At 72.3% G+C, this 11,316-nt stretch carries 11 protein-coding genes; 5 read left to right on the forward strand and 6 right to left on the reverse strand.

Going from position 1 to position 11,316, the window contains the following annotated elements:
- Nucleotides 1-8 precede the first annotated feature (8 nt).
- Nucleotides 9-950, reverse strand: a complete 942-nt coding sequence (locus H7827_RS02720) for a ribokinase (RefSeq protein WP_432742353.1) — start codon at nt 948-950, stop codon at nt 9-11.
- 307 nt (nt 951-1,257) lie between these two features.
- Here H7827_RS02720 and H7827_RS02725 point away from each other — a divergent pair, with 307 nt between their 5' ends.
- Nucleotides 1,258-2,595, forward strand: a complete 1,338-nt coding sequence (locus H7827_RS02725) for an SGNH/GDSL hydrolase family protein (protein ID WP_432747924.1) — start codon at nt 1,258-1,260, stop codon at nt 2,593-2,595.
- A gap of 71 nt (nt 2,596-2,666) precedes the next feature.
- Nucleotides 2,667-3,854 carry a S8 family peptidase gene (locus tag H7827_RS02730; RefSeq protein WP_432742355.1) on the forward strand — a complete coding sequence of 396 codons (1,188 nt, stop codon included), beginning with the start codon at nt 2,667-2,669 and terminating at the stop codon, nt 3,852-3,854.
- Nucleotides 3,855-3,916: 62 nt separating this feature from the next.
- Here H7827_RS02730 and H7827_RS02735 read toward each other — a convergent pair whose 3' ends face one another.
- The 5 genes from H7827_RS02735 to H7827_RS02755 are packed head-to-tail and all read right to left on the reverse strand — an operon-like array spanning nt 3,917 to nt 8,867.
- Nucleotides 3,917-5,074: an adenosine deaminase family protein gene (locus tag H7827_RS02735; RefSeq protein ID WP_432742357.1), complete on the reverse strand. Its 1,158-nt coding sequence runs from the start codon at nt 5,072-5,074 to the stop codon at nt 3,917-3,919.
- A gap of 3 nt (nt 5,075-5,077) precedes the next feature.
- Nucleotides 5,078-6,163: an ABC transporter substrate-binding protein gene (locus H7827_RS02740; protein WP_200362964.1), complete on the reverse strand. Its 1,086-nt coding sequence runs from the start codon at nt 6,161-6,163 to the stop codon at nt 5,078-5,080.
- Nucleotides 6,164-6,217: 54 nt separating this feature from the next.
- On the reverse strand, nt 6,218-7,246 hold the full coding sequence (locus H7827_RS02745; protein ID WP_432742359.1) for an ABC transporter ATP-binding protein: 1,029 nt from the start codon (nt 7,244-7,246) through the stop codon (nt 6,218-6,220).
- Nucleotides 7,243-8,040: an ABC transporter permease gene (locus H7827_RS02750; protein WP_030731406.1), complete on the reverse strand. Its 798-nt coding sequence runs from the start codon at nt 8,038-8,040 to the stop codon at nt 7,243-7,245. The genes H7827_RS02745 and H7827_RS02750 overlap by 4 nt, the downstream gene beginning before the upstream one ends.
- Nucleotides 8,037-8,867 (reverse strand): ABC transporter permease, encoded by an 831-nt coding sequence (locus H7827_RS02755; RefSeq protein ID WP_386541932.1) that lies wholly within the window; start codon nt 8,865-8,867, stop codon nt 8,037-8,039. The genes H7827_RS02750 and H7827_RS02755 overlap by 4 nt, the downstream gene beginning before the upstream one ends.
- Before the next feature lie 255 nt (nt 8,868-9,122).
- Here H7827_RS02755 and H7827_RS02760 point away from each other — a divergent pair, with 255 nt between their 5' ends.
- From H7827_RS02760 to H7827_RS02770, 3 genes are all read left to right on the forward strand, one after another.
- A complete protein-coding gene (locus H7827_RS02760; protein ID WP_432742362.1) occupies nt 9,123-10,088 on the forward strand; it encodes a LacI family DNA-binding transcriptional regulator in 966 nt (321 codons plus the stop codon).
- 98 nt (nt 10,089-10,186) lie between these two features.
- Entirely contained in the window at nt 10,187-10,690 is a 504-nt protein-coding gene (locus H7827_RS02765) for a SigE family RNA polymerase sigma factor (protein ID WP_386541936.1), read from the forward strand.
- A gap of 7 nt (nt 10,691-10,697) precedes the next feature.
- Complete coding sequence (locus H7827_RS02770) at nt 10,698-11,096, forward strand: hypothetical protein (protein WP_432742364.1); 399 nt, start codon at nt 10,698-10,700, stop codon at nt 11,094-11,096.
- Nucleotides 11,097-11,316: the final 220 nt, after the last annotated feature.

Consider the following 11,316-nt stretch of genomic DNA (forward strand, 5'->3'; position numbering starts at 1 on the left):
CGTCGTGCTCAGCGACCGAGCGCCGGCCCGGGCCGGCCCGCCGCCGTGTCGATGTCGGCGCGGGCCGGCATGGAAGAGCTGGCGCCGGTGCGCTGGACGGAGAGCGCCGCGGCGGCCGTCGCCCAGGCCAGCGCCGCCGCCATCGGCCGGCCCTCGCCGCGGGCCACGGCGAGGGCGCCGGCGAAGGTGTCCCCGGCCGCCGTGGTGTCCACCGCCCGCACCGGGGCCGCCGGTACGGTGACCGGCTCGGCGCCCCGGGCGAAGTAGAGGCTGCCGGCGGCGCCGAGGGTGATCACGACCTCCGGCACGGCGTCCAGCAGGGCACGGCCCGCCCGGTGCGGATCGCGGTGGCCGGTCAGCGCCGCCGCCTCGTGCTCGTTGGGCAGCAGCACGTCCGTGCGGGCCAGCAGTCCGTCCGGCAGCGGGACCGCCGGGGCCGGGGTGAGCATGGTGGGCACCCCGTGTGCCCCGGCCGCCTCCGCACCGGCCAGCACGCCGGCCATGGGCAGTTCGAGCTGGAGCAGCAGGGCTCCGGCGGCGGCGATGCGGCGTTCGTCATCCGGTGTCAGCGCGGTCACCGTCGCGTTGGCGCCCGGTACGACGACGATGGAGTTGCCGCCCTCGTCGTCGACCACGATGTGCGCGGTGCCGCTGGGCCCCGGCACGGTCCGCAGGCCGGCGGTGTCCACGGAACGCCCGGCGAGCGCGTCGCGCAGCCGTGGCCCGAACGTGTCGTCCCCGACCGCCCCGATCATGGCGACCCGGCCTCCGGCCAGTGCGGCGGCGATCGCCTGGTTGGTGCCCTTGCCGCCCGGCACGGTGCGGAAGTCACGCCCCGTCACGGTCTCCCCCCGGCGCGGGGCCACGGGTACGTACGCGACGAGGTCCATGTTGGCCGAGCCGAGCACCGCGATCGCCGGCCCGCCCGGTGCCGGTCCGCCGTTCGCCATCGCGTCCGTCCCCTCGTGCGTCTGTCTCCTGGGGAGAGGCCGTGTCCGTGGCTGTCCACGATGCCAGAAGCGCCGTGGTGGTGGCGATGGTGTGCGCCGGACGGCGGGTCAGGGACCGCCTCTCCCCCCTCACCTGGGCCGCTGCCCCGTCCGCTGCCGCCCGCCTGACACGCGCCGCGGAACTTTCGGTGCGTCATCCTCGCGCCACGCGCCGGAGCGCACTTCCAAATTCATCGTGCTCATGTCACGATCGAGCCCGCGGATCCGCTTCGAGGATGCCGAGGCCGCCGAGGAGGGCGCCGTGTCCATGCCGCAGCAGGGAAGCAACCCCGGGACCGGACGGTTCGGCGCACTGATCACCGCGGCGCTGCTGGCTCTCGCCGTGGTGCTGGCCTCCGCCGCGGTCGCCACCGCAGGCCGGACCGGGCCGGCCGTCGCGGACGCTCCCCCGGGGCCCGACGGCCGCTGGGTGCACAGCTGGACGGCGATGCCGCAGCTCACCGAACCGGGCAACATGCCGCCCCCACCGTTCACCGGCCCGAGCTCCGTCCTGGTGGACACCACCGTGCGGCAGACCGCCCGCGTCACCACCGGCGGCACGGACCTTCGGCTGCGGTTCTCGAACGCCTTCGGCGACACCCCGCTGCCACTCACCGCCGTGACCGTGGCCCTGCCCCGGGACGGCCGGGCCGGGGTCGCCGAGATCCAGCCGGAGACCCTGCGCCGGGTGACCTTCGGCGGACGGGCGTCCGTGACCGTACCGACCGGTGCCCAGATCGTCTCCGACCCGCTGGAGATGCCACTGCCGGCCGGCACCAATGTCACCGTCACCACCTATCTCGCCCTCGGTCAGCCCTCCCTCGCCCTCACCTCGCACCCCGGCTCGCGCACCACCTCCCATCTGCTGAACGGAGATCACACGCGGGCGGCCGAGCTGCCCGGGGCGGTCCCCGTCAACCGCTGGTACCTGCTGAGCGGCATCGAGGTGTACGCGCCGGACGGTACGGCCGCGGTGGCCGTGCTCGGCGACTCGCTGAGCGACGGCCGCGGCTCCACCACCAACGGCAACAACCGCTGGCCCGACCAGCTGTTCGACCGCCTTCAGGGGAACGCCGACACCCGGCAGGTCGCCGTCCTCAACCAGGCGGCCGGTGGCAACCGCATCCTCCAGGACGGTCTCGGCCCCAACGCGATGGCCCGTTTCGACCGGGACGTCCTGGCGCACACCGGCGTCTCCTGGCTGATCGTCTTCGAAGGCATCAACGACATCGGCAACGCGCCCGCCACCGCCGCCGACCAGCAGGCACTGGCCAACGAACTCATCGCCGCCTACCAGCAGTTCATCGTCCGGGCGCACGCCAAGGACATCCGTGTGTACGGCGCGACGCTGCTGCCGTTCGCCGGGAACAGCACGTACGACGACCCGGCCGGGCACCGCGAGGCCGCCCGGCAGACCGTCAACCAGTGGATCCGCACCGGCAGCGGATTCGACGCCGTTCTCGACTTCGACCGCGTGGTGCGCGACCCCGAGCGGCCCGACCGGCTGCACCCCGCACTGCACGACGGGGACTGGCTGCACCTCAACCCGGAGGGCTACCGGCTGCTCGCCGAGGCGGTTCCCGACGACCTGTTCACCGGACCGTGACGTCCCGGCCCGCGGCACCGCCCCGTACCGCCTTCCCCCGCAGCAGCACCTCTTCGAGGAGGACCCCTCCGATGGCAGTGATGCGCAGGACCGTTCTTGCCACCGCCGCAGTTCTCGCCCTGGCCACCGCCGCGGCACTGCCCGCGCAGGCCACCGCGGGCGACCGCCCGCTGGGGGTCATCGCCAACGCCGACGCGCCCGGCACCATCGAGGACAGCTACCTCGTCCTGTTCGAGGACGCGACGTTCTCGGCGGCCTCGGCCTCCGCCGAACGGCTGGCGGACGCGTACGACGCGGACATCGTCACGACCTACGAACACGCCCTGAACGGGTACGAGATCGCGGCGAGCGAGGCCGACGCCCTGGCCCTGGCCGCCGACCCGGCGGTGCGGGAGGTCGTGCAGAACCGGGTCCTCACCAGCGACGCGACCCAGACCGATCCGCCCTCGTGGGGCCTGGACCGGATCGACCAGCCCTCGCTGCCGCTGGACCGGACCTACCGGTACCCCGACTCGGCGGGGGCGGGCACCACCGTCTACATCATCGACACCGGTGTCCGTACCACCCACGCCGACTTCGGCGGGCGTGCCTCGTTCGGCTACGACTACTGGGGCGGCACCGCCGCCGACGGCAACGGCCACGGCACCCATGTCGCCTCCATCGCCGCCGGCTCCGTCCACGGTGTGGCCAAGGCGGCCGACGTCGTCGCCGTCAAGGTCCTCAACGACTCCGGCAGCGGCACCACCGCCTCCGTCGTCGGCGGGATCGACTGGGTCACCGGCAACCGCTCCGGACCCTCCGTCGCCAACATCTCCCTGGGCGGCGGCGCCGACGCCACCCTCGATCAGGCCGTCCGCGCCTCCATCGCCTCCGGCATCACCTACACCGTCTCCGCCGGAGGCAGCAACACCTCGGCGGGGAACTTCTCCCCCGCCCGCGTCGCCGAGGCCATCACCGTCGCCGCCACCCAGAGCAACGACGCCCGCGCGAGCTCCTCCAACTGGGGCCCGGCCGTGGACATCTTCGCCCCCGGCACCAGCATCACCGCCGCGTGGAACACCAGCGACACCGCGACCAACACCATCTCCGGCACCTCCATGGCGGCCCCCCACGTCGCCGGTGCCGCCGTCCTCCACCTCGCGGACCACCCCGGCGCCACCCCAGCCCAGGTCTGGGCCGCTCTCGACGCGGCGTCCGCGACCGGCGAGGTCACCCTCCCCGGCACCGGCTCCCCCAACAAGCTGCTCCAGGTCCCGTAACGCCGCGAACGCCGACGGCGGCCCCGGCCTCGGGCCGGGACCGCCGTGGGGAGCACAGGCGCTCAGAAGGGGCGCAGCTCGGCCTCCAGGTCGGCCAGTTCGCGCTCGAACCGGGCCCGGGCCGCCGCCTTCTCGGCGGCCGGCAGCCAGGACGCGTCGATGCCGGCCAGCGACATCTCCCGCAGCCGCTCCGCCGGCAGACCGATGTCCTCGGACGCGATCCGGTACTCCTCGGCCAGCGTGGTCGGGAACATCCCCGGGTCGTCGGAGGCCAGGATGATGTTGAGCCCGGCCTCCGCCATCGCGCCGATGGAGGCACGGCGCCACGGCCGCCACGAGCGCCGTGAGGTCGTGGAGATCACCGTGAACGGCACCCGCTCCTCGCGGCACCGCTCGATGACGGCCTCGTCCTCCAGCACGTAGTAGCCGTGGTCGATGCGGTCGCAGCCGAGCAGGTCCAGGCAGGTGATGGTGTTGACCGCCACCGGCGCGTGCTCCGAGGAGTGCGCCGTGCGGTGCAGCCCCGCCGCGCCCGCCAGCCGGTAGGCGTCGGCGAACCGCTCGGGCGGGCCCGCCAGTTCCAGGTTGACCAGGCCGATCCCGGCCAGGTACTCGTTCGGCCGGTCCACCACGCGGCGCACGAACTCCAGCGCCTGCTCGCCGCTGTGGCTGCGGTCGATCGAGGCGATGAGCCGCCCGGTCATGCCGAGGTCGCGCTCCGCCAGCTTGATCCCGTCCACGCAGGCGTCCACGAGTCCGTGGAAGCCGAGCGCGGCGAGGTGCGGCGGCACGTCGTCGATCTGGAGCTCCAGATGACGGGTGCCGCCGGTGTGGGCGGCGGCGAACGCCTCGTAGGTGATGCGGGTGATGTCGTCGGGCCCGCGCAGTGCGGCGCCGACCCACTCGCTCGCCTGGAAGAGGGAGTACGGGTGCTCCGGCTCGTCCGGGCCCTGCCCCTGCGGCACCGGGATCCGGGTGTCGCGGTAGAGGGCGGGGTCCGGCGGCAGCGAGTTGATGTCGCGCCAGATGGTCTGCGGCTCGTCCGGCAGCTCGATCCCGGACTGCCGGGCGAGATCGGCGAAGGTCGCCGCGGAGACGGTGCCGATCAGGTGGCAGTGCAGATCGGCCTTGGGCATCCGGGCGACGTACTGGGCGACGCGGTCGCGGTGACCGTCATCGCCGTCCGCCGGGCGGCCGTTGTCGGGAGAGATGTCGCTCATGGCTTACTTCCCCGAGACTTCCCGCGCGAAGCGGTCGACCCAGTCGGTGCGGTTCTTGGTGATCTCCTCCGGGGACAGCGTCTCGTAGCCCATGGCCACCGGGTCACCGGCGTTCTCGCCCATCAGGCCGGTGAAGGACGGGGCCGGGGTGACGTCGGGACGCACCGGGAGGTCGGTGGCCAGGGACGCCTCCTGGGCCTCCTGGGAGAGCATGTAGTCGATGAAGGCGTACGCGCCCTCGGTGTTCTCGGCGCCCTCGGGGATCATCAGCCGGTTGGTCGCCATGTAGCGGCCCTCGGTCGGCGGGATCCAGCCGATCGGCTGGCCCGAGGCCACCAGCGGCGGCACGAAGCCGATGATCGTGGGGACGGCGAGGATCTCGCCCTGGGCGATCAGGTTCGAGACCTCGGTGGTCGAGGTGTAGAACTGCAGCACGTCCGGGGCCCACTCACCCATGGTGGTGAAGGCGGTCTCCACGTCGTAGGGGCCGCTGCCGTACGCCGCGCCGATGCCGGAGACGGTCAGCTGGCCGGCGGTCGCGGAGATGTCGGGGAGCGCCACCTTGCCGGCGAGGGCGGGGTCCTCGAAGATCGACCACTCGGCGGCCTCTTCGGCGCTCAGTTCGTCCGAGCGGTAGAGGATGCCGTTGAGCTGGTACGTGTAGGCGGGGCCGGCGTAGGCCTCGTCCACGGCGAACTCGTGGAGTTCGTTGAGGTTGGGCACGTCCTCGGCGTCGAAGCTCTGGAACAGGTCCTGGTCCTGGCCGAGCGCGGCGAAGGTGTCCGAGATCAGCATCACGTCGATGCCGGGGTTGCCGCCGGCCAGCTGGAGCTGGGTGAGGCGGTCGGCGTTGCTGCCGCTGTCGATCTCGACCTTGGCGCCGGTGGCCCGCTCGAAGGGCTCGACGACGTTGGTCTGGAAGTCCTCCACACCGAACGGGAAGGTGCTGACCACGATGGTGGTGCCGGCCAGCTCGCCCGAGCCGTCGCCGCCCGATCCGGAGTCGGATGAGCCGCACGCGCTGAGCGTGAGGACGGCCGATATCGTCCCGGCGGCGAGCGCGCTGCCGCGCAGCTTGGGTGTTGCCATGTCCGTGAGCCTCGCTTGTCTGCTGTACGGGGGTGGGTACGGGGTGAAGGACTGTCAGGATGCGAGCGCTACGAGATGCCCCGGGGCGGCGGAGACGGTGACCCGCCCGCCGGGCAGCAGCGCCGGCAGATCCTCGGACGCGACCGTGTCGCGGCGGACCGAGGCGATGAGGGGCACCGTGGCGCCGGTGGCGTCCACCGCGTCCAGGGAAACCCGCAGTTCCACGCCACGGTAGGCGATGGAGGTGACGGTGGCGGACACCGCGGTGCCCGCACCGCTTTCGGTGTTCCCGTTCGCGGAGGCGCCGTGCACCCGCAGGAGTTCGGGGCGGACGGTGACCAGGCCGCGGCCGGGCAGTTCGAGGAAGTTCTCGTAGCCCAGGAACTCGGCCACGAACCGGTTGGCGGGGGCCGGGAAGAGGTCGTCCGGCGGGCCTTCCTGCATCACCCGGCCGCCGTTCATCACCACCATCCGGTCCGACATCTCCAGCGCCTCTTCCTGGTCGTGGGTGACCAGGACGACGGTCAGTCCGGCCTCGGCCTGGATGCGGCGGATCTCCTCGCGCATCTGCACCCGCAGCCGGGCGTCGAGGTTGGACAGCGGCTCGTCGAGCAGCAGCAGCCGGGGGCGGATGACGATGGCCCGGGCGAGCGCGACGCGCTGCTGCTGGCCTCCGGAGAGCGCCTTGGGGCGGCGGTCGGCGAGATGGCCCAGGCCCACCAGTTCCAGTGCCTCGGCGACCCGCTTGGCCCGCTCGGCGCGCGGCACCTTGCGCAGCTTGAGCCCGTAGCCGACGTTGTCGGCGACGCTCATGTGCGGGAAGAGGGCGTAGGACTGGAAGACCATGCCCAGGTCACGCTTCTCGGGCGGGGTGTTGGTGACGTCCTTGCCGCCGATGCGTATCGAGCCCTCGGTCGGGGCCAGGTAGCCGGCCAGCATCCGCAGCGAGGTGGTCTTGCCGCAGCCGCTGGGTCCGAGCAGGGTGGTCAGTTCCCCCTCCCGGATGGACAGGTCCAGTGCGTCAACGGCGGTGAAATCCCCGAAGCGGCGGCTGACCGCGAGGAACTCGGCAGCGGTGGTCATCGGTTGATCCCTCCGAAGATGCGGGCGAAGCCGAGGGTGCGCTCGGCGGCGAAGGCGAGCGCCACGGTGCCCGCCAGCAGGAGCGTGGACATGGCGGCGACGATCGGCGTGTAGTTCTGCTGGACGTAGTCGAGCATCGTGACCGGCAGGGTGCGGAAGTCGCGGGACTGGAGCAGCAGCGAGATCGGCACGTTGTTGAAGGAGGTGACGAAGCTCAGCAGCGCCGCGGAGATGATGCCCGGCCGCAGCACGGGCAGCGTCACGCTCCAGAAGGTGCGCAGCGGTGAGGCGCCCAGGCCCCGGGAGGCGTCCTCCAGGGCGGGGTCGGCGAGCGCGAGCGAGGCGCCGGTGACGCGGACCGTGTAGGGCAGCAGGATCGCGGTGTGGCCGATGAGCAGCGCGTTGAAGTTGTCCATGTCCAGGTGGAGCATGAACTGCTGGTAGAGGGCGAGGCCGACGACGAGTTCGGGCAGGATCAGCGGGGAGAGGAACAGGCCCTCCACCAAGGACTTGCCGGGCACCTTGCCGCGCATGACGGCCAGGGTCGCCGGGATGCCGACAGCCAGCGCGAGCACGGTGGAGATCAGCGCGAGCTGGAGGCTGGACAGGAGTGCCTGGGTGAACGGCTCGTAGGCCAGGGCCGCCTCGAACCAGCGCAGGGACAGTCCCTCGGGCGGGAAGGTCAGCGACGATCCGCCGGTGAAGGCGGTGGCGACGACGAACAGGATGGGCACGATCATCACCACGTAGCCCAGGAAGGCCAGGACCGCGGCGATGGGGCTGGAACGCTTCATCGGGTGACCGCCTTCGCCCGGGTGAGAACGGTGGACACGCCGTAGACCACGAGGACCAGCACCGTCATGATGATCGCGGTCGCGGAGGCCGCGGCCCAGTCGAGGCTGACCCCGGAGTACCGGAAGAGCTGGGTGGCCAGCATCGTCTGGCGCGAACCGCCCAGCAGGTACGGGGTGGTGTACGCGGTGACGGCGCCGGCGAAGACGAGGGTGGCGGCCATGGCGATGCCGGGCATCGACAGCGGGATGGTCACGCTCCACAGGGTCCGGATGCGCCCGGCCCCCAGGCCGCGGGCCGCCTCGTCCAGGTTCGCGTCGACCTGGGCGACGGCCGAGTAGCAGGTGATGATCGCCAGCGGCAGGAACAGCTGGGTGAGGCCGAGCACCACGGCGAGTTCGGTGTAGAGGAGTTGGGGCGCCGGGTCGGCGAGTCCCAGTCCTTCGATGGTCTGTCCGACGACTCCGTTGCGGCCGAGGACGACCAGCCAGCCGTAGGTGCGCACGACGTTGCTCAGCAGCAGCGGGAAGATCGCCAGCGCGAGCAGGATTCCGGCCCAGCGGGAGCGGGAGCGGGCGAGCAGGTAGGCGGTGGGGAAGCCCAGGGTCAGGCACAGGCCGGTGACGGTGAGGCCGATCCGCAGGGTGCGCCAGATGATGGCCAAGTCGTACGGGTCGCTGAGCATCCGGCCGAGCCGGTCGAAGACTTCGCCGGTGGGAACCCTCGGTGGTGAGAGCAGCATGGTCAGGGCGGGTATCACCACGCCCCCGAGAAGCAGGACGAGCCCGGGGAGCAGCAGCACCAGCGCTATGCGGCGCGAACGGATCATGTGGTTTCTCGGTGGATTTCTCTCGGTGGTACGGGTTGGTTCTCGGCTGGCTCGGGAACAGGGGCGGGGTTCGGTCGCCTCAGTGAAGACCCAACGCAACCGGTTGTGCAACCGGTTGTGGTGACAGTAATGTCCAGCAACGGGACATCACCAGGGGCAGCCGTTAACGATACGTAAATGTTGCAGACGCCAGTGTGACTCTGTGTAATATTCATTCAGGCCACCGTGACGGTGGCGGACGCCGTAGGGGGTCGTGTGCCAACGCTGGACGATGTCGCCCGTCTGGCGGGGGTTTCGAAGTCCACCGCCTCCCGGGCCCTGGGGCGCCCCGCCCTGGTCGCCCCCGAGACGGCGGTACGGGTGCGCCAGGTCGCCGAGCAACTCGGCTTCGTACCCAATCGCGCGGCATCCGCATTGGCGCGCGGCCGTACCGGAGTTGTCGCCGTCGTCGTCCCGACGCTGGAGAACGCCTTCTTCCCCCCGATCGTCGGCGGCGCCCAGCAGCGCGCCGCCGAGTGCGGACTCCAGCTGACCGTGGTGGTCAACGGCCTGGAGTCCGACGCGGACGTGGCGGCACTGGCCCGGCTGTCGGCCCAGGTGGACGGCTTCCTGCTGACCGCACCGCGCGGCTCGGACGCGCAGGTGGCGGCCTCCTGCGGGTACAAACCCGCCGTGCTGATCGACCGCGAACTCGACGGCGTACCCTCGGTGGTGGCCGACACCGCCACCGCCTTCGCCACCGTGGCCCGGCACTTCATCGACCACGGACACCGGCACATCGCCCTGGTCGGCGGCACCGACCGGTCCTGGCAGAACGGGCAGCGCATCGCGGCGGTGCGGGCCGTCACCGAGCCGACGTCCGCCGTGCTGACCACGTTCGGGCCACTGCCGCCGACCTTCGCCGCCGGCACCCGCGTCGCCCCCTCGGTCGCGGCCAGCGGCGCGACCGCCGTCATCCCCTACGCCACCGCCCTGGGTCTGGGCATCGTCTTCACCCTCGGCGCCCGCGGAATCCGGATCCCCGACGAGGTCGCGGTGACGATCGAGCGCCCGGTGGCCGAGGCCCTGGGTTTCTCCGCCATTCCCTCCATCGACGTCGACGGCGCCGAACTGGGCGGCACCGCCATGGAGGTGCTGCGCGCCCACATGACGACCGACCGCGCCGTACCTCCCCCGCCGCCCGCCCAGCTGCGGCTGCCGGTGCCGGTGGTCCTCCCGTAACGGCGGGCGGGATTTTTTTCTTCTCCCTCCCGTGCAACCTCCCGGCGCCGCCTCCCGTATGACCGGGGAGGAGTGTCGGAGCGGAGGAAGGTCGGCGGGTGAGGGAAGCAGCCCGGGAACGCGAGTTCCTGGAGTTCGCCGAGGCGCGGCAGCGCCAGCTTCGGCGCAGCGCCTATCTGTTGTGCGGGGACTGGCACGAGGCGCAGGATCTGACCCAGACCACGCTGATGAAGCTGTACGCGGCCTGGGGGCGGGTGCGGCGCGATGAGAACGTGGACGCGTACGCGCGGACGATCCTGACCCGTACCTTCATCGACCTCTACCGGCGGCGGGGCCGCCGGGAGGATCCGGTGGCGGAGCTGCCGGAGTACGGCGCGGGGCAGACCCCGGGGCCCGCCCCTGAGTTGCGCCTGCTGATGCAGGAGGCGCTGATGAGCCTGCCGCCGCGCTACCGGGCGGTCCTGGTGCTGCGGTACTGGGAGGACTGGAGCGTGGAGCAGACGGCGAAGGCGCTGCGGGTGTCCACGGGTACCGTCAAGAGCCAGAGCGCGCGAGGTCTGGGCCGGTTGCGCCGGATCATCGAGCAGGAACCGGCGAGGTGAGCGCGGAATGACAGGGAACGTGAGCCGGCCGGACGGCGGCGGTGGCGCGGACGCCGGGGCCGAACTGAGCGGCGTCTTCGACATGATCATCGCGCGGGAGCCCGAACCCCCGCTCGGTGACCTGGCGTCGGCGGCACTGGCCGGCGGCCGCCGGCTGCGCAGACGCCGCAGGGCCGTGCAGGCGGTGGGGGTGTCCGCGGCGCTGGTCCTGGCGGTGCTCGGGGTGTCCGCGCTGAGCGGTTCCGCGCCGGCTCCCGCCCAGCCGGTGCTCCCCGCGCGGAGCCCCAGCCCCGAACCCACCCCCGACTCCGGTGTCGGGCCGCGGCCCGAGCCCTCGGATGAGCTGGCTCCGTATCCGGAGGTGCCGGTGGACGAGGGGCCCCTGGAGCTGCCGGGGCCGTCGTGATCGCGCCAACTCCGTCTCCCGCGCCGCTCCGCCGTCCGGCGGGGCGGCGCACGTCATGATCAGGGAACCGCGGGGCGCCCGGGCCGCCGCCGCACCTCCCGCCCCGTCCGCGACCGCCCGCCGATTGTGGCCGGGGAGAAGCCAACCGAAACATACCCGGTATGTCACCCGCTACCTTCCTGGGCGACGGCGCGCCTCCCGGTGCGTCGGGCACGCCAAC

The organism is Streptomyces sp. JH002 (assembly GCF_050916115.1).
GTDB lineage: Bacteria > Actinomycetota > Actinomycetes > Streptomycetales > Streptomycetaceae > Streptomyces > Streptomyces xiamenensis.

Bases quoted from the DNA above. Each gene is read 5' to 3' on its own strand.
- H7827_RS02720 (WP_432742353.1), bottom strand. From the start codon at position 950: ATGGCGAACGGCGGACCGGCACCGGGCGGGCCGGCGATCGCGGTGCTC.
- H7827_RS02725 (WP_432747924.1), top strand. From the start codon at position 1,258: ATGCCGCAGCAGGGAAGCAACCCCGGGACCGGACGGTTCGGCGCACTG.
- H7827_RS02730 (WP_432742355.1), top strand. From the start codon at position 2,667: ATGGCAGTGATGCGCAGGACCGTTCTTGCCACCGCCGCAGTTCTCGCC.
- H7827_RS02735 (WP_432742357.1), bottom strand. From the start codon at position 5,074: ATGAGCGACATCTCTCCCGACAACGGCCGCCCGGCGGACGGCGATGAC.
- H7827_RS02740 (WP_200362964.1), bottom strand. From the start codon at position 6,163: ATGGCAACACCCAAGCTGCGCGGCAGCGCGCTCGCCGCCGGGACGATA.
- H7827_RS02745 (WP_432742359.1), bottom strand. From the start codon at position 7,246: ATGACCACCGCTGCCGAGTTCCTCGCGGTCAGCCGCCGCTTCGGGGAT.
- H7827_RS02750 (WP_030731406.1), bottom strand. From the start codon at position 8,040: ATGAAGCGTTCCAGCCCCATCGCCGCGGTCCTGGCCTTCCTGGGCTAC.
- H7827_RS02755 (WP_386541932.1), bottom strand. From the start codon at position 8,867: ATGATCCGTTCGCGCCGCATAGCGCTGGTGCTGCTGCTCCCCGGGCTC.
- H7827_RS02770 (WP_432742364.1), top strand. From the start codon at position 10,698: ATGACAGGGAACGTGAGCCGGCCGGACGGCGGCGGTGGCGCGGACGCC.